The sequence below is a fragment of the Alteromonas sp. 1_MG-2023 genome, from assembly GCF_030547075.1.
GTDB lineage: Bacteria > Pseudomonadota > Gammaproteobacteria > Enterobacterales > Alteromonadaceae > Alteromonas.
Genome location: NZ_JAUOQH010000013.1, coordinates 1 through 17,765 on the forward strand (window position 1 = coordinate 1; position 17,765 = coordinate 17,765).

At 42.7% G+C, this 17,765-nt stretch carries 14 protein-coding genes; 7 read left to right on the forward strand and 7 right to left on the reverse strand.

Going from position 1 to position 17,765, the window contains the following annotated elements; all coding sequences use genetic code 11:
- The first annotated feature begins 466 nt into the window (after nucleotides 1-466).
- Nucleotides 467-931, forward strand: a complete 465-nt coding sequence (locus Q4561_RS13960) for an RNA-binding protein (RefSeq protein WP_057789431.1) — start codon at nucleotides 467-469, stop codon at nucleotides 929-931.
- 37 nt (nucleotides 932-968) lie between these two features.
- Here the strand turns inward: Q4561_RS13960 and Q4561_RS13965 are convergent, their stop codons facing one another.
- The gene (locus tag Q4561_RS13965; RefSeq protein WP_303461313.1) at nucleotides 969-2,258 is read right to left on the reverse strand and encodes a DUF5610 domain-containing protein; all 1,290 of its coding nucleotides are present in this window, start codon (nucleotides 2,256-2,258) and stop codon (nucleotides 969-971) included.
- A gap of 157 nt (nucleotides 2,259-2,415) precedes the next feature.
- Between Q4561_RS13965 and trmA the strand changes: the two genes are divergently transcribed.
- Nucleotides 2,416-3,510: a tRNA (uridine(54)-C5)-methyltransferase TrmA gene (gene trmA, locus Q4561_RS13970; RefSeq protein ID WP_303461315.1), complete on the forward strand. Its 1,095-nt coding sequence runs from the start codon at nucleotides 2,416-2,418 to the stop codon at nucleotides 3,508-3,510.
- Between the two features lie 80 nt (nucleotides 3,511-3,590).
- On the opposite strand, the gene fabR is transcribed toward trmA, so the two are convergent.
- Nucleotides 3,591-4,211, reverse strand: a complete 621-nt coding sequence (fabR, locus tag Q4561_RS13975; RefSeq protein WP_303461316.1) for an HTH-type transcriptional repressor FabR — start codon at nucleotides 4,209-4,211, stop codon at nucleotides 3,591-3,593.
- A 323-nt stretch (nucleotides 4,212-4,534) separates the two neighbouring features.
- On the opposite strand from fabR, the gene Q4561_RS13980 reads away from it, so the two are divergent.
- From Q4561_RS13980 to sthA, 3 genes are all read left to right on the forward strand, one after another.
- Nucleotides 4,535-5,857 (forward strand): DsbA family protein, encoded by a 1,323-nt coding sequence (locus tag Q4561_RS13980; RefSeq protein ID WP_303461319.1) that lies wholly within the window; start codon nucleotides 4,535-4,537, stop codon nucleotides 5,855-5,857.
- Between the two features lie 222 nt (nucleotides 5,858-6,079).
- Nucleotides 6,080-7,207, forward strand: a complete 1,128-nt coding sequence (locus Q4561_RS13985) for a fatty acid desaturase (protein WP_303461321.1) — start codon at nucleotides 6,080-6,082, stop codon at nucleotides 7,205-7,207.
- A gap of 168 nt (nucleotides 7,208-7,375) precedes the next feature.
- Nucleotides 7,376-8,803, forward strand: coding sequence for a Si-specific NAD(P)(+) transhydrogenase (sthA, locus tag Q4561_RS13990; protein ID WP_303461323.1), 1,428 nt, complete (start codon nucleotides 7,376-7,378; stop codon nucleotides 8,801-8,803).
- Nucleotides 8,804-8,859: 56 nt separating this feature from the next.
- Here the strand turns inward: sthA and Q4561_RS13995 are convergent, their stop codons facing one another.
- Complete coding sequence (locus Q4561_RS13995) at nucleotides 8,860-9,168, reverse strand: pyridine nucleotide transhydrogenase (RefSeq protein ID WP_303461324.1); 309 nt, start codon at nucleotides 9,166-9,168, stop codon at nucleotides 8,860-8,862.
- A gap of 115 nt (nucleotides 9,169-9,283) precedes the next feature.
- Here Q4561_RS13995 and Q4561_RS14000 point away from each other — a divergent pair, with 115 nt between their 5' ends.
- Nucleotides 9,284-9,862 carry a uracil-DNA glycosylase family protein gene (locus tag Q4561_RS14000; RefSeq protein ID WP_303461326.1) on the forward strand — a complete coding sequence of 193 codons (579 nt, stop codon included), beginning with the start codon at nucleotides 9,284-9,286 and terminating at the stop codon, nucleotides 9,860-9,862.
- Between the two features lie 4 nt (nucleotides 9,863-9,866).
- Here Q4561_RS14000 and Q4561_RS14005 read toward each other — a convergent pair whose 3' ends face one another.
- Nucleotides 9,867-12,101 carry an EAL domain-containing protein gene (locus tag Q4561_RS14005; RefSeq protein WP_303461328.1) on the reverse strand — a complete coding sequence of 745 codons (2,235 nt, stop codon included), beginning with the start codon at nucleotides 12,099-12,101 and terminating at the stop codon, nucleotides 9,867-9,869.
- 135 nt (nucleotides 12,102-12,236) lie between these two features.
- Between Q4561_RS14005 and Q4561_RS14010 the strand changes: the two genes are divergently transcribed.
- Nucleotides 12,237-13,166 (forward strand): TIGR03899 family protein, encoded by a 930-nt coding sequence (locus Q4561_RS14010; protein WP_303461329.1) that lies wholly within the window; start codon nucleotides 12,237-12,239, stop codon nucleotides 13,164-13,166.
- A gap of 94 nt (nucleotides 13,167-13,260) precedes the next feature.
- Here the strand turns inward: Q4561_RS14010 and Q4561_RS14015 are convergent, their stop codons facing one another.
- The 3 genes from Q4561_RS14015 to Q4561_RS14025 are packed head-to-tail and all read right to left on the reverse strand — an operon-like array spanning nucleotide 13,261 to nucleotide 17,544.
- Nucleotides 13,261-14,007, reverse strand: coding sequence for a phosphoadenylyl-sulfate reductase (locus Q4561_RS14015; protein ID WP_303461331.1), 747 nt, complete (start codon nucleotides 14,005-14,007; stop codon nucleotides 13,261-13,263).
- Nucleotides 14,000-15,718, reverse strand: a complete 1,719-nt coding sequence (gene cysI, locus Q4561_RS14020; RefSeq protein WP_303461333.1) for an assimilatory sulfite reductase (NADPH) hemoprotein subunit — start codon at nucleotides 15,716-15,718, stop codon at nucleotides 14,000-14,002. Before cysI ends, Q4561_RS14015 begins: the two co-directional genes overlap by 8 nt.
- On the reverse strand, nucleotides 15,718-17,544 hold the full coding sequence (locus Q4561_RS14025) for an assimilatory sulfite reductase (NADPH) flavoprotein subunit (RefSeq protein WP_303461335.1): 1,827 nt from the start codon (nucleotides 17,542-17,544) through the stop codon (nucleotides 15,718-15,720). The genes cysI and Q4561_RS14025 overlap by 1 nt, the downstream gene beginning before the upstream one ends.
- Between the last annotated feature and the right edge of the window lie 221 nt (nucleotides 17,545-17,765).

Sequence of the window (17,765 nt, forward strand, 5' to 3'; positions counted from 1 at the left end):
CGGGAGGCGTATAATACGCCGTTCGTTTTCAGTGTCAACGTTTTTCGTAAATTTCTTTTCGAACCGTTGTTAACTCCGAAGAGCTAATGAAAACTGCTTTTCCGGTGCTGTTGCCAACTCCTTGAAGCGAGGCGCGCATTCTACATCGTTAAGTTCCGATGTCAACCTTGTTTTTAAACTTTTTAATCAGTCATAAAGCAGGGTTAAGCGCTATGTCTTGTGAGTGCCTGAAGCCCCCTCAAAACGTGGAGCGCATTATAGATAGGTGGCGTAAAAGATCAACCGTTATTTGACACTTATTTGTATTTAATACCATTTCCAGCTTCAAACGCTCATTTTTACATCATTTGGGTGTATTCCATTGGTCTTTAGGATAGTTCTTTCACATTTTATTGTTCTAATTGTTACAAATGAGTAAACTATGACCAGCCTTCATTATGATAATAAACACTAGAAAGGTAGGTATATGAAAGTAGGCTTTATTCAATGCACTGTTATTAGTGCTATCTTTGCAATCGCAGGATATCTGTTGTTTTCATCAGCTAGTATAGAAGCGCACGTTCCGTTAACGGTATCAGCGTCTTTATTAATAAGCGGTATATTAACGCCGTGGCTAGCTTCACTCCTTAACAATTCACCCTCTGAAACAGCTGCGCCCTCCACCAGCAGCACAACCACTGAAACACTCTATGTGGGTAATCTACCGTATCGTGCAAACGAATCTGCGGTTAAAGAGTATTTTGGTAGTTTTGTCGAAGTGCAATCTGTCCGACTCATGAAGGATAGAAAAACTGGCAAGCGAAAAGGTTATGGCTTTATTGAAGTGATAACTAGCGACCTTGACCCAGTAATAGCGAAGACTAACGACTCAGTGTTCCAAGAGCGAACATTAAAAGTTAGGCCAGCTAAAGACAAAGTAGAACAAGCATAAGTTAAAAAACCTGGGTTTGACCCAGGTTTTTTTTACTTTATTCTGAAGCCGCTTGCTGTGGCATCGCGTTTAATAAGTTTTGATTAAACGTATGGAAGCGATTTATCGCTGATATTAAATCGGGTACTTGTACATCTTTCATCTCACTAATAATACCTGCAAGCAATGTATTATAATCATCGCCAGAGCCTAAGGTATTCTCAGCACTTTCGAATGTAGACATCATCTTCTCTAGATACTGTGCTATTGGGCTTACAACATTACCGTATTGGTTTTCTGCTTCACCTTCTTCACTATAGTGCTTAACGTTCTCATAAGCCTTTACCATTTCGGTTTGTGTAGTGCGGTTTAACTGCAATGCATACCCAACTAACTCTTTATCATCGAAACCTAAATTCAACGCTTGTTCGAAGGCCTTATCCATATCACCGCTATAGAAGGTATCAGCTAAATCTTGTGCTTCACCCACAAGGTCCGCAATAGCTGTCATTTCATCTTCGTCTATTTCGCCTTTAACCGAAAAGCTAATGCCGCTTCGTTCAAAGAATTCGTACTGAGATGTTTGTTGTGCCACAACTGAGTTAGTATCCGAGCCAGTATCTAAGCTCGATTCATCGCTTTCATCATTTGTAGGTATATAAAGTGATGCCTGACTAGCAGCACTGAATTGTCTGATACTTTCAAAACTAAGGCTTACTTCATCCCCATCTTTGGTTCGAATAAGCAAACTACCTGATTTAGTATCAGATGCAGATACCGCGTTAAGCTCGCTCACACTCACCGGATTAGAATTGAAGATATTTTGTTCTAAATCGTTGATGCCGCCGTCTATCATTTCACGACTACGGGTAACACCTTCTTCAATATCATCATTCATAAAGCCTTCGAGATCTTTTTCAGCCATAGCGAAGCCACGACTTACTCCTTCACGCGCTTGTCCAAACAAACCTTTAAGGGTGTCGTCATCGGCACCACCATCAGCCGCACCTTGAATGACGCCGGTAACGAACCCAAGTACATTACGAGCGACTTTCTCGAAATCGAATAAGCTTTTATTTTCTTCGCCGTCATCTGACTGTTTGCTTTCATTCGGGCGCTTGCCATCAACAACCACATTTTGACTTAAGCTACCACTGAAGACCTTTAAGCCAATACTGGTTTGCGTGCTATTCACGGTGACCGTCGCTGAATGCTGCTTGGTAAACTCGGCTGCTTGTTGTAAGCCTTCCTGTTGAAGCTGCTTCTTTATAGCTTCATTCGGGTGAACCGATGCCTTTTCATCCACTTTCTGGTCGCCCATGAAAGCCTTAATTTGACTCACGTTCATAATTTGATCCTCACTATCCTCAATCAAGTTATCGGCATCAATCACGTATTGTTTAATTTTAATACGAAATTTTTGCTTCTGTGAGTTTTATCCGTTGCACATATAATATAAGGCACTACAATTCGCAGCCTTATTTAAATGATGTTCGGAGAATCACATGACAACCACCACTGCAAAAGACTATCAAGCTCAACTCGATGAGAAAGTGGATCGGTTAGGTACTCTCCTTGCGCCGTTTAACGCCCCTACCCTGTCGGTGTTTCCGTCTAAACCTGAAAACTACCGCATGCGAGCTGAATTTCGCGTATGGCATGACGGTGACGATCTTTATCACATCATGTTCGATCAGGGTTCTAAAGAGAAATACCGCGTAGATACATTTCCACCAGCAAGTGAAACCATTAACAATGCTATGCAGCAGTTAATAGAATATTTAAAGCCAAATGAACTGCTGCGCAAAAAGCTTTTCCAAATTGATTATTTAACTGGGCTATCCGGCGAACTGGTTATTAGCCTTCTTTATCACAAGCCACTAGATGATGAATGGGAAGCGCAAGCTGAATTGCTTCGCACCTTTTTAGCTACGCAATTTACCGCGGTGAGTATTATTGGGCGGGCTAGAAAGCAAAAACGCATTGTGGGTAACGATTTTATTATAGAACGGCTACCTATTAATGGCCGTGAATTTGAATTCAAACATATCGAAAATAGCTTTACTCAACCTAATGCAGAAGTGAATTGCAGCATGATTGAGTGGTCACTTGAATGCTCTGCTCCCCTAACTGGCGATTTACTCGAAATGTATTGCGGTGCAGGGAACTTCTCAATGCCATTGGCAGTTCATTTTGACAACGTGATAGGAACCGAAATAGCAAAGCCCTCTGTACAAGCAGCGCAATACAATATTGCGGCAAACCACTTAGATAACGTGAAAATTGTGAGACTTTCGGCTGAAGAGTTTACTGAAGCAATGAACGGGGAAAGAACCTTCTCTCGTTTAGAAGGTATCAACTTAACTGAATACAATTTTACTACTGTATTGGTCGACCCACCTCGAGCAGGGCTAGACGTAGATTCATTAAAGATGATTCAAGGGTACGATAATATTATCTATATTTCTTGTAACCCTGAAACCTTAGCTGAAAACTTAAGCCTGCTTTGTGAAACTCACGAAGTAGCAAATGCGGCGCTGTTCGATCAATTCCCGTTCACCCACCATATAGAAGCAGGTGTGTTACTCACCAAAAAGTAATGCTCTGTATATTATGAATATCGCATATTGTAAATGTGGCACATTGTGAATGAATGCGCAGCACACTTAGGTTTTAAAGCTTAAGATGCGTCGGAAGATGTCTCTGATGAAAGCTTCGACATTGCGCCCAATTGCACGAAACGTAATTGGGCTTTAACCCTTTCGCCAATTTCGACCTTCAGTTTAGTATCAGCTTCTAGTGCTTCTGCCCCTGCACTAAATACCAACCGAACCATAGCATCCGCTTGGAGCTGCGCAACATTATACTCTACGCTTTGTTGCTCGATGATGTAATCGGTTAGCTCTTCAATAAAATGTTGAATTTCTCGAAAAACCGCCATTCGGTATGCAGCTGATGTGCCTGTATGTTCCCGCAACAATAATCTAAATACATTTTTGTTTGCAGAAATAAACTCCATAAAGGTTTCAACTGACGTGTGGATCACCCCGCCACCTGAAGCGATTCGACGGCGAGCCTGGCGCATTAATTGACGAAGGGCTAACCCAGCTTCATCCACCAGCGTTAACCCTAATTCATCCATGTCTTTAAAGTGTCGGTAGAAAGACGTTGGCGCAATGCCAGCTTCTCGTGCTACTTCACGTAAGCTAATAGCAGACAAACTGCGGTTTTCATCCAGTAGTAGGAATGCCGCATGAATGATATTTTGGCGGGTTTTAAGCTTTTGTTCCTGACGAGTCACAATAATACCAGTTTGTTAGTCTTCACTAGTCTATCGCATGAGTACCTATAGGGAGAAGCTTAAATTCATTCTGCCCTAGGGTGAAACACTAATAGTGCTTACTCAATACTATCTCCGTAGCGTTTTTTAGTAACTGTTGTTACTGTACAGCCTTATTTTAACAAATTATTAACCAGATAGCCGTTATCCCAATGTGGACATGATAGGTATTACTGAAACTTTGACAAAGTGCCTAACCAGAATTGTCTTATCTAACTATTTACTTTGGGAATGCAGGGCTATGGGGTTAACGGCCTACATGAACAAAAATAGCTGACCTAATAATGAAAAAAAGTATTCAGCCTTACGTGCTACGGTTAATTTCGAGTAATATGCTACGAAGTATTAAACGCGCCTATTATATTTGTGCACGAATTTTTACTCGTGGTGTACCTAAATTAGAGATTTTCATTAAAGTAGATGATCCTTACTCACTTCTACTTATTCAAACACTGCCGATTTTAGAAAAAAAGTACCAAGTAAATATCAAAGCTCGCGTCATTATCAATTCAGATCCAGTCATGTTTCCCGAATTAGCTATGTGGAACCAACACTCAGTTAACGATGCGTTGCATTTAGCAAACGTCTACCGCCTTCATTTTCCGTGTTCGGCTACTAGGGTTACTCACCAAGCTCGCTCAGTTTTTACTGCGTCCTGTGCCGTTCAGCAAAAAATAGATGAAGGCGCTTCATGGGCGGACATCGCTGAATTGCTACTAGCCTATTGGAAAGGTGTTCATATTGATGCCTCGTCTAGCATTGATGAGGCGGCATTAGAAAAACGCTTTGAAGCACACCTCCATCAACTTTCTTCGAAAGGTCACTATCTGCCCGCCACGATTTATTATGATGGCGAATGGTATTGGGGAGTAGATAGGCTTGATCACCTAGAACGTCGACTTATCGAAGAAGGCTATGCAATTCAATCCAACACGAAAATTGAATTTAATAAAACCTACGCTTCGCTATTTCAACCTCTCAACGATGCTAACGTGAAGGAAAAGCACGCCGAACCCTTAACGCTTTTTTGGTCTGCCCGTAGCCCCTATTCTTATATTGCGTTGCTACAGGCAGTAAAACTAACCATGCACTACGGCATTCCCCTTGAAGTAAAACCGGTACTGCCGATGATGATGCGTGGGTTATACGTGCCGCCCACAAAAGCTATGTATATATTTCTAGATACAAAACGCGAAGCGCAAAAACAGGGAATTGAATATGGGTTTCTTGCCGATCCGTTAGGTGAAGGTGTAGAGCGATGCTATGCACTATTAGCTTATGCACGGGAAAACAATAAATACATAGACTATTTACTGTCGTTTGCGAAGTCGGTAAATGCTCATGGTGTTAGAGCAGATACTGATAGTGGAATGAGGAAAATAGTAGAAGGCGCAGGTTTGTCTTGGCAGGAAGCGAAGTTACATCTAACCAATACTGACTACAAAGAAGAGGTCAGTGCAAACCAAACGGATATATACCAAAAAGGCAGTTGGGGTGTGCCTGTTTTCAGATATAAAGATATTCAGGTATGGGGCCAAGATAGGTTATTTGTTATGGAAGATACCATTCGGCAGTATCTTATCGAAAAAAACGTCCCAAATATTTAACAACGAACCCCCACAGCATGAAGCACTATCAGCTTAAAGCAATAGAATAATTCCCTTTGTAAACAGCTATAAACCCATTCATGTATAAAGTGTAGTAGGCAATTTTTAGAAGCTTACTATAATTAAAGTTTACACACGTAAGCAGAACTTCTGTCCATTCTGCTTGCCTGATGAGCAATAAAACGATAAATTAGCGCACAGTTGTAAGCTGAGTTGTAGAAAATGAATAAACCACCTCTTATCCTGACGAATGTCTTAGTGTTCATAATTACCGGCGCCATCGCCTTTATTGGCGTACCTGTATGGGTTATCAATCATGGAATTGATTGGGCGGAAATAGGCACTGCGATTTTCTTATTTTATTTCACTGGTATGTCAATTACTGCCGGTTACCATCGTCTGTGGTCACATAAAACCTATGATGCGAATATTGTCGTGCGCGTAATACTTGCTATCGGCGGCGCAATGGCACTGCAAAATAGTATTTTGCACTGGAGTTCAGATCACAGAATTCACCACCGTCATGTAGATGACAACGATAAAGACCCTTATTCAGCAAAGCGCGGGTTATGGTTTGCACATATTGGTTGGATGCTCCGCGAGTATCAAGAGAAGCGATATGACGACTATAGAAACTGTAAAGACTTGCAGAAAGATAAAGTTGTTATGTGGCAACACAACTACTACCTGCCTATCGTTCTTGCTGCTAACTTTGGCGTTACTTGCTTTTTAGGTTGGTTGAATGGCGACATTCTAGGCATGATTTTAGTGGCTGGCGTATTGCGCTTGGTTCTTGTTCATCACGTCACTTTCTTTATTAATTCCTTAGCACATTTCTGGGGAAACCAGCCGTACACTGATTCAAACACGGCCAGAGATAACGGCGTACTTGCGTTTTTCACCTTTGGCGAGGGTTATCACAATTACCATCATATTTTTGAATATGACTACCGCAACGGTATTCGTTGGTATCAGTTTGATCCAACAAAATGGTTAATCCGCGGACTTTCTTACGTAGGTCTAACGCATAACCTACGTCGTGTGCCTGAAGAGCGTATTGAAAAAGCGAGAGCGGCAATGCAATTGCAACGAACCAGTGAGCAAGTATCAGTGTTGCCAAATGCAGAAGAGCTTATGCATACCATTGAGCAAGAGTACGAACTACTGATGCAACGCATGTCTGATTACTATGCAGCGAAGAAGCGTTTGATGAAAATAAAACAAAAATCACTTCGACGCACCCTTGAAGGCTTAGAGCTTACGGACAAGTATAAAGAACTTAAGCATGCGTTAGCTGAACAAAAAGAAAAGTGGCTCCAGCTGCAGAGTCTACCGCTTCAAACAGCATAGATTTACTGGCTCCATCCCATTCTACATAAAAACCCACATGCGCTTTGCTCATGTGGGTTTTGTTTATTTGGCGATTAGCACTAGAGTTAGAGTGATAAACCCAGTAACGTAGATTATTAGTAGTAGTAATTTTACGACAAGCTCGGCACTCATAAATAGGATGCAGTTATGGCGACTAAGCAAAAAGAAAAATCAGTAACCCCTTCATTCCAATACGATGCAATTGTTATTGGTACTGGACCAGGGGGTGAAGGGGTTGCCATGCAATTGGCTAAAGCAGGCAAGAATGTCGCCGTAGTTGAAAGGTATGAAGCTGTTGGGGGTGGTTGTACGCATTGGGGAACTATTCCCTCAAAGGCGCTGAGACACTCAGTCAGTCGCTTAATTGAATATAATAGTTCGCCACTTTTTGCTGACAATCATGTCAGTAGAAGCCTCACGTTTGCAGAAATAATGCGACACGCAAGTGGTGTTGTGAACAGCCAAACCCGCCTACGTTCTTCGTTTTATGATAGAAATAGAGTTACTCTGTATCACGGAGAGGCGAGCTTTATTGATGCCAATACATTACAAATTGTTCGTGAAGATGGCTCTAAAGACATTTTAACCGCAGCACAAATCGCCATTGCTACGGGATCTCGCCCTTACACGCCACCTGATATCGACTTTGATCACCCTCGTATTTACAACTCCGACACTATTTTATCTCTTGATCATGATCCAAAATCTATCATTATTTACGGCGCTGGGGTTATCGGGTCGGAATATGCCAGTATCTTTAGAGGGATGGGCGTAAAAGTAGACTTAGTGAATATGCGGGACAGACTTCTGTCTTTCCTAGATGCAGAGATATCAGATGCATTAAGTTATCACTTGTGGAACAACGGCGTGCTAATCAGGCATAACGAAACCTATAAATCAGTTGAAGGAAAAGACGGCAGCGTAATATTGAATTTGGAATCGGGCAAGCGGATGAAAGCTGACTGCCTATTATTCGCAAATGGTCGAACTGGTAATACGGATATGCTGGGCTTAGATGCGGTTGGCATAAAAGCGGATAATCGCGGGCAACTTAGCGTCAATGAGAAATACCAAACGCAAGTAGATAATATCTTCGCTGTGGGTGATGTTATTGGCTACCCAAGCTTAGCATCTGCTGCGTACAATCAGGGCCGATTTGCCGCTGAAGCCATGTTAGGGTCCACCACACATACCGCATTGGTGGCTGATATTCCTACCGGTATTTATACCATTCCAGAGATTAGCTCTGTGGGTAAAACCGAGCAAGAGCTTACCGCAGCCAAAGTCCCTTATGAAGTGGGCCGAGCACAGTTTAAACATTTAGCTCGTGCGCAGATTGCATCAACACAGGTGGGTAGCTTAAAGATTCTATTCCACAGAGAAACTAAGAAAGTCTTAGGTATTCATTGCTTTGGAGAGCGTGCATCTGAGATTGTTCACATTGGGCAAGCTATTATGCAGCAAAAAGGCGAAGGAAATACTATCGACTACTTTGTGAATACAACGTTTAATTACCCAACAATGGCTGAAGCTTATCGCGTAGCCGCGATTAATGGGTTGAATAGAATATTTTAGGGGAATTTAAAGACAAAAAACCGGCATCAAGTGCCGGTTTTTTAGAGCGACTAATCTTAGTTAGCAGCTAGAGTGTTTAGCGCAGAAAGCGCATCTCTGTGTGCCACGACATCGATCTGCATTTTTTCTTGGTCGAATGTCATTGTTGCAATCGCGTAGTCTCCAAGACTTTCGCTGGCAACATTAACTAAATCTGTTTGTGCATCACGGAAATGAATGTTGTTGTTGATATTGTCAGCTATACATTCATTATTCAATTCGAACGATTTTGCGTCCATACAATCGAAAAGCTGGTTTTCGCCAGAGCCCGCATGCGCAATACCAAAGACGGACATTAAGGTTAATCCTAGTACTACTTTACGCATGGTTTTTCTCCTGTTTTGCAGTTGGTAACTGCGATGATCCAATAATAATGTATATACGTTTTAATGTCAAATCAGATCACGGAAATATGACAGCAATATTACAAGCTGAAATAATATGAATAATTCGACAAATAATTTCGAGGATGTAGTTAAACAGGCGAGACAATGTACTTTGTGTGTGGGGCATCTTCCTTATGGAGCCAATCCAGTTTTTTCAATTGGCCCAAAAGCAAAGGTAGTACTAGTAGGTCAAGCTCCTGGCTTAATCGCACATCAAAATACCAAAGCGTTTAGCGATAAAAGTGGCGACAGACTCAGGCTGTGGTTGCAAATTGATACTGAAACTTTTTATAACCAAAACAAATTAGCTATTATGCCTATGGGGTTTTGCTTCCCAGGGTATAAAAACGGAGCTGATGCTCCGCCTCGAAAAGAATGTGCACCTACATGGCACAATAGAATGTTAAGCGTCATTCAACCTGAATTGATTTTGCTGGTAGGCAGATACGCACAGCAGTACTACTTACCTGAGTATCGCACGCTGACAGAGGCTATAAAGAACAATCGTGATGAAAGGTTTGCTGTACTGCCCCACCCTTCAGGTAGAAATAACCGTTGGCTTGCGCAGCACCCTTGGTTTGAAACCGAGTACTTACCAAGTGTTGTTGAACAAATTACCCCACTACTTAAATGAGCGGTTAGTTCGCATCTTTCTGCGATTCTAGATAAACCATCAATTCATTAAATGGCATGGGTTTAGCGTAGAAGAAACCTTGTGCTTCGTTGCAGCCTAATTCAATCATATAGTTGGCTTGCTCTATGGTTTCTATGCCTTCCGCAATGGTAAGCAACCCCAATTTATTCCCTAGCGTAACGATTGTTTCGGCTAATACTGCACTTTTACCTGGTTCAATATCGCGAATAAACGAACGGTCTACTTTAAGCCTGTCTAACGGAAGTTGCTGTAAGTAACTCATTGACGAAAATCCAGTGCCGAAGTCATCTATTGCTATGGCTACACCATGCTCTTTTAACGTTCTAAGGGCATCAATCACTATTTGCGGTTCATCCATCACCACGCTTTCGGTAATTTCCAATTCAAGCAAGCTTGGATCGCACTTAGAACCGGTAACAGTATCGAGCACCTTGGATACAAAAGATCTATCTCTAAATTGCGGCATTGATATGTTTACAGCCACACGTAAATCACCGAAACCAGCATCCCTTAATTCTTTCAATCGGCGACATGCTTCTTCAAGTACCCACTCACCAATATCAACAATAAGGCCGGAGTACTCTGCTAAAGGCACAAACACAGCAGGCGAAATATAACCGTTGTTGCCATCGGGCCAACGTAATAAACCTTCCATACCTACCACTTTCTTGCTGACTAAATCGACTTGTGGTTGAAACCATAACTCCAATTTACGGGCCATAAAGTCGCTACGTAAACGGCGTATCATATCTAGTCGCCAAGTGGTTTTATCTTCGATATCTTTGGCAAAATACTCGAAGTTGTCGCTAATATTCTTTTTCGCTCGGTTTAACGCAATATTAATACGCTTTAGAATTTCTAAGCCAATATTTCGTTTGTCATCTAGTTGGCATAACCCCATAGTTACGCTAACGGGTAAGGTATGATCGCTCACTTTAAACGACGACTGAAACAGTGAGTTTATATTTGTAGGATTAACCACATCTGATGGGCCAATTAACCCAAAAACGTCGGCGCCTATTCTTCCAATTTTCACTGAGTCATCGAAACAGGATTGGAAGCGTTCACTAATAGCTTTAAGAAGCTCATTACCCGCTTCTTGGCCTAAGCCATCGTTTACATCAGAGAAATGGTTAACATCGATTAGGGCAACAGAGCAGTTTTCGCAGGCAAAAATATGCGGCTTATTCAGCATATTGATAAATTCGTTGCGGTTTGGAAGACGAGTCAGCCAGTCTCTAAAGGCTGCATTTCTAAGTTCATGAAATAAGTTTACGTTTTCGTAGCCAACAGAAATGCTTGATAGAAATATTTCCAGCAAGCTTTTATCCAAGCCACTAATTTCATTTACCTTATTAACGTAAACCGCAGCTTCAAAGCCCGACCGATTAATATAAAGTACTGAAGAGTCTGATTCAAAAATATGACGTTTTAGGCGTAAACATCGTGATACCTGTTCGGCAATTTCTGTATCATTAATTTTTTCAATGGACTCATTGATGAACGAGGCATACTCGCCTGCAGCCCCTAGAACATAGACACCATTGTCATCTTTATCGATGACCGAGCCCGCTTTTGCGCAAACCAGCCCTTCTGCATCTAAACCTATCAGAGAGCTAATTTGTGTCACTACCCCTTCGCAAAACCCTTTAATAGAATGCTCTTCAAATAGGTTTGCCGAAGACGTTATAATCTTTTCTAAACCAATTCGGTTTTGGTTTATTGTCATGATTTGTTGATATGAACGTAACGAAGAAATCACCGTGGTCATCAACTTAGCGCGGGTAAGCTCAGTTTTGGTTTTATAGTCGTTAATGTCGTAAAGCTTAATAACCTCTTCTTCAGGCGCATAACCGGGCTGTCCCGTTCTTAAGATAATACGAGGCTCACTGAGCCCCATAGATTCACGAATATAACGCACCACATCGAAACCGGCATCATCGGTTTCCATTACCACATCAAGTAAAATAATGGCGATGGTCTTGCCATAATCATGTAGAAGGTTTTTTGCCTCTTTTGCTGAATAGGCATGCAGGAAATTGAGCTTTCTGTCATTAACTATGAGGTCTGAGAGCGCCAGCCGCGTAACGGTGTGGATTTCCTCATCGTCATCGACGATAAGAATATTCCATTCTTTATAGAAAGTAGTATCGATATCTGAACTTCCATCATCATCTAGGAAGATAAGTTCATCATTATCGTAATCCGTTGCCGACATAACTGCTTAAACCCTCATCACTGATTCATACATACTTTTTGCCTGTATGCTGTTTATCAGAATTGCTAAATCGATACTGCAATGCAATAGTGGTATCCTATTGTTCATGCTTTTAATGGCAATCTACATATTAAAATGAAGATAACCCCAGATCCCTATACCAGTTCACTTCCTAAGACCAAGCGCCCAACCGAACCATCGCCGGCTAGCCGTAACGACAATCCAAGCCAAAATGCGACTCAAAAAAGTGTGCAGCCCCAAAACGTTCAACAAGATACTCCGGTACACTTTGTACGCCAAAAGATACTCTCTTGGTTCTCTCGTGTCGGTATTTCTCCTTCGATGACCAACGACCCGAAAAGCCAACGAAACACGTTAGAACGAAGAAAGCAGATAATTGAATTACAAAAAGCCGCTAACCTACAAGCTGTCTTAAATATAGCACTAAATGTGACGATCACCGAATCAGAAAGCGATGGTCTTGATCCAGATTGGTTTTTTGCCTTTAGTAACATGGCAGAAGAAGTCCACAGCCCCGGCATGCAAGAACTTTGGGGTAAAATTTTTGCCGTAGAGGTAAGCAAACCCGGCAGTTTTTCTCTTCGCAGTTTACAAATGCTTAAGTTACTCACTCACAGAGACGCTAAAGTCTTTGCTAAGGCTGTAAGTATAGCAAGTAGACGGCAACACGATACTATTCCAAGGATATTAGTGGGTTTTCATAGAAGGAAAGGATTACTTTCATTCTTTAAACGCCCTGTACCCGAACAACTCAATTTAGCGTCTGTTGGTCTAAGCTACCCTGACTTACTTTCTCTACAAGACATGAAGTTACTTTATGTCAGTGAAATTGAAAGCGGTGAGTTTGTAGAAGGCCAGCAAACGAAATGGCGCTGTGGCTCTGAACAGTTCACCCTTGAAAGTAAGCAGTCTGGGGTGGCCTTAGTCTATTTTAAGTTCACCGCGGTAGGCAGTGAGCTTTACAAACTTGTGCCAAGAAAACAAAACCCCGCCTACCTTTCGGCGTTGAAAGGGGTATTAAGCGAAGTGTTTAATGTCACTTAATCTCGCCTTTTTGAACAGACTCTACGAGCCAGTCAACGCAATAAGATAACGAAGCGAAATTGAAACTAAATCAAAACGAAATAAGGTGACGAAATTAAATACCGTCACCAAACTCGTGTAATCCACACTCACGCTTTAACCCAAAGAAGCGAGTATCTTGTTCACTCATGCCTTCTTGAAGCGACTGCGTGGTATGCCAATCTCCAATAGACACATAGCCTTCATCCCACAAAGGATGGTACGACAAACCATGCTCCTTCAAATAGTAGTGCAGGTCTTTGTTGCTCCAATCAATAATAGGATAAAGCTTAAACTGATTACCTACTTTTTGAAGCACCGGTAACTTACCACGGGTGTCAGATTGGCTACGGCGTAAACCGGCAAACCACGTACCTGCGTTAAGTTCTTTTAAGGCACGTTGCATAGGTTCAACCTTGTTCATTCGGTTGTACTGTTCAATGCCTTCAACCCCTTGCTCCCATAATCGACCAAAGCGAGCTTCTTGCCACGCAGATGAAATATCTGCGTTAAACACGTGCAAGTTTAAATTCAATCCAACTTTCAGCTCGTCAATAAACTTGTAGGTTTCAGGAAACAAATAGCCAGTATCCGTTAATACCACAGGAATATCTGGCTTAGCTTGGGTAAGCATGTGTAGCATAACCGCAGATTGGGCACCAAAGCTTGATGACACAATGTGACTGTCAGGTAAGTTTTCAAGCGCCCACGCAACGCGGGCTTGAGCACTCATTTCTTCCAGTTCAACATTGATATCGGCAAGGGCTTCCTTGCTGATATCAAGTGTTAACGGACTGCTAGTAAGTAGCGTTGAATTACTCATAGAAGTCTCTAGCTGAATCGACAACCGGTGCGACAATTTCAGCGCGAATAACATAATCACCGAACGATTCGTTACCGTTACGCTCTTTCGCCCACCTGCCAATTAATGAATCAAGTTCGGCCATAATTTCTTCTTCACTGATGTTTTCACGATACATCTTAGGAATACGCGTTCCTTCACGATCGCCACCCAAGTGGAAATTATATTTACCTGGGCCTTTACCCACTAAACCAACTTCGGCCAACATCGCACGACCACACCCATTCGGACAGCCTGTTACACGGAAAATGATACTGTCATCCGCTAAGCCATGCTTGGCTAACAAGCCTTCTAGTTCCGTCACCGCATCAGGCAGATAGCGCTCTGCTTCTGCCATTGCTAATGGACAAGTTGGCAACGCAACACAAGCCATAGAATCAAGACGTTGATTTGAAGTCTCTGGCGCAATAAGGCCGTGCTCACGAGCCAAGGCTTCAATCTTTTCTTTATCTTCTGCCGGTACACCCGCAACAATCAGGTTTTGATTCGCGGTTAAGCGGAAGTCGCCAGTATGAATTTTTGCAATCTCAGCACACCCTGTTTTTAAGGTTTTGCCCGGATAATCTAAAATTCGGCCGTTTTCGATAAATAACGTTAAGTGGTACTTGCCGTCTATACCTTCAACCCAACCGAAACTATCACCGCGAGTCGTGAATTCATAAGGACGGGTTTCACCAAAGGTCACGCCTGCACGTTTCTCTACTTCGGCCTTAAAGTTATCTACGCCTACACGTTCTAGTGTGTATTTGGTTTTGGCGTTTTTGCGGTTAACACGGTTACCCCAATCGCGCTGGGTAGTCACCACTGCTGCTGCAACGGCTAATGTGTCATCCAAACCAATAAAACCAAAGTCGCTGGCTTTACGTGGGAACGTGCTCTTATCGCCATGAGTCATGGCTAGGCCGCCGCCCACTAGTACGTTAAAACCAATCAGTTTGCCGTTTTCAGCAATGGCTACAAAGTTAAGATCGTTCGCGTGAACATCTACATCGTTTTGCGGTGGAATAACTACTGTGGTTTTAAACTTACGAGGTAAGTAATTGTCACCTAAAATTGGTTCTACTGGCTTTTCAGTGGTTTCCACTCTTTCGCCATCTAGCCAAATTTCAGCATAGGCACGGGTTTTCGGAAGTAAGTGCTCGCTTATCTTCTTAGCCCACGCGTACGCTTCAACGTGTAAAGCAGACTCAACCGGGTTAGAGGTACAAAGTACGTTTCGGTTTACATCACCAGCAGTAGCGATAGAGTCGATACCTACTTTATTAAGCATTTGGTGCATCGACTTAATTTTCGGCTTTAATACACCGTGAAACTGAAAGGTTTGACGGGTAGTAAGACGAATGCTGCCGTACATCGTGTGATCGGCGGCAAACTTGTCGATAGCTAACCATTGGTCAGGGGTAATGACCCCACCTGGTAAACGGGCACGTAGCATTACATTGTGTAACGGCTCTAATTTTTGCTTAGCACGCTCGGCGCGAATATCGCGGTCGTCTTGCTGATACATACCGTGGAAGCGAATAAGTTGGAAGTTATCCGCCGTGAATCCACCGGTTAAATCGTCTTTTAAATCGGTTTCGATAGTGCCGCGTAAGTTATTACTTTCACGCTTTAAGCGCTCGTTGTCAGCCAGTTTGCCCTCAACGATAAATGGTGATTTTTCATTGCTCATTAATAGACATCCTTCTGATAACGTTTCGCCTTGCGTAGTTCAACTAAATACGCTTTAGCATCGGCTTCTGATTTTTCGCCGTACTGTTGCACAATACTGATAAGTGCGTTTTCTACATCTTTCGCCATGTACATTGCATCGCCACACACATAAAAATGCGCGCCTTGCTGAAGCCATTCGTACACTTCTTTACCATGCTCAAGCAAACGATGCTGCACATACACTTTCTCTTCTTGGTCGCGAGAGAAAGCCAAAGTAATTTTATCTAGTAGGCCGTCTTTCACGTAGCCTTGCCACTCCACTTGATACAAGAAGTCTTGCGTGAAATGTGGGTTACCGAAGAACAACCAGTTTTTGCCTTCAGCATCTTGTGCATCACGCTCTTGCATGAAAGCTCTGAATGGGGCAATACCAGTACCTGGGCCAACCATAATGACTGGTGTATTAGCATCATCAGGTAAACGGAAGTGATCGTTGTTTTCAACAAACACGTCTACTTCACCGCTTTCTTCTAAATACTCACATAAGAAACCAGACGCCCCGCCTTGGTGACGATGACCAAAGGCTTCATAGTCTACGTGAGCGACCGTTAGATGAACTTCATCTTCAACTTCGGTTTGACTAGACGCAATAGAGTACAAGCGTGGTGTGAGTGGTCGAAACGCTTCTACAAGTTGTTGCGCAGTTAAGCTGCCTGGATGGTCGCGCACAATATCAATCAATTGACGCTCTGCCATATAAGTACGTAGTTTCGCTTTATCTTCCATCATCGCAGCTAAGCTTTCTGAACCTGTAGCTGCTTGATAGGCTTTAATGAAGTTAGGGTAGCTCAGCGTTAGCTCAAGCTTGCTACTTAATGCTTCACGCAACGTGCACGTTGCATCAGCAACCGTCACTTCTGCATCGCCATCAAGAGAAAGCGTGTCTATGAACGCTTCAACAAGGCTTGGTGCATTTTTAAACCACACACCTAATGCATCACCTGCTTTATAGGTGATACCAGAATCTTCTAGGCTAATTTCAATATGACGAATGTCTTTTACTGAATCTCGGCCGGTAATTTTTTGAGCATCAAGCAAGGTCGCGGTGAAAGGCGCTTTTTTGGTATACGCTTGCTCAGGTGCACCTTGAACCGCCGAGCCGGTTTGAACCGCTTGGGCAGCAGGCGCTGCTGCACTAAAGTCATCCTTAAGGGATGCAATTAAATCGTTCAGCCAGCTTTCAGCTTGTGCTTCATAATCAACATCGCAATCGGCACGCGCAACCAACTCGGTTCCACCAAGTTTGCCTAGGCGTTCATCGAAGTCTTTGCCCGTTTGGCAGAAGAATTCATAACTACTATCACCTAACCCTAATACCGCGTACTTAGTGTTGCTTAATTTAGGTGCTTTCTTGCCGCTAACAAATTCATGCAACTCGATTGCATCATCTGGCGCATCGCCTTCACCATGGGTGCTAACAAATAGCGCCACGTGGGTTTCAGCTTTAAGCGAACGAGGCTTGTAATCTGCCATGCTAACTAACTTAGAGTTAAAGCCCGCTTCTTCTGCTTTAGACTGACATTGCTGTGCCACGCCTTTCGCATTACCGGTTTGTGAACCGAATAAAATAGTAAGCGTAGGGGCATCAGTCTGCGCAGGCGCTACTGCACTGGCAGCAGTTGGCGCAACAGCACCACCTTGTGCAGCGGCCATACCTGCAGCATAGCCACTGATCCAAGTCAGTTGATCACGGTTTAACCCAGAAATTGCTTGGGTAATTGCATTGAACTGTTGTTCATTTAATACGGCACCAGTAGCCGATGGATTGTTCGATTGTTGTGACATAATTCTTTAGCCTTAATTCGATGGGCATAAGGCTAACGGCTTTCTAGAAGAAGAGAAAAGAATAAATGAGACTTTTTTATTACTGAAAGTGATTAAGGATGTGTTTTGGAGTATAAACAGACTACTTTTGAAGATAACGCTATGCATTATAGGCACTATAACTGTCTAATTTAACCCATAGCCAGACATCTAACATGAGAACATTAAGCTAAATCTAACAG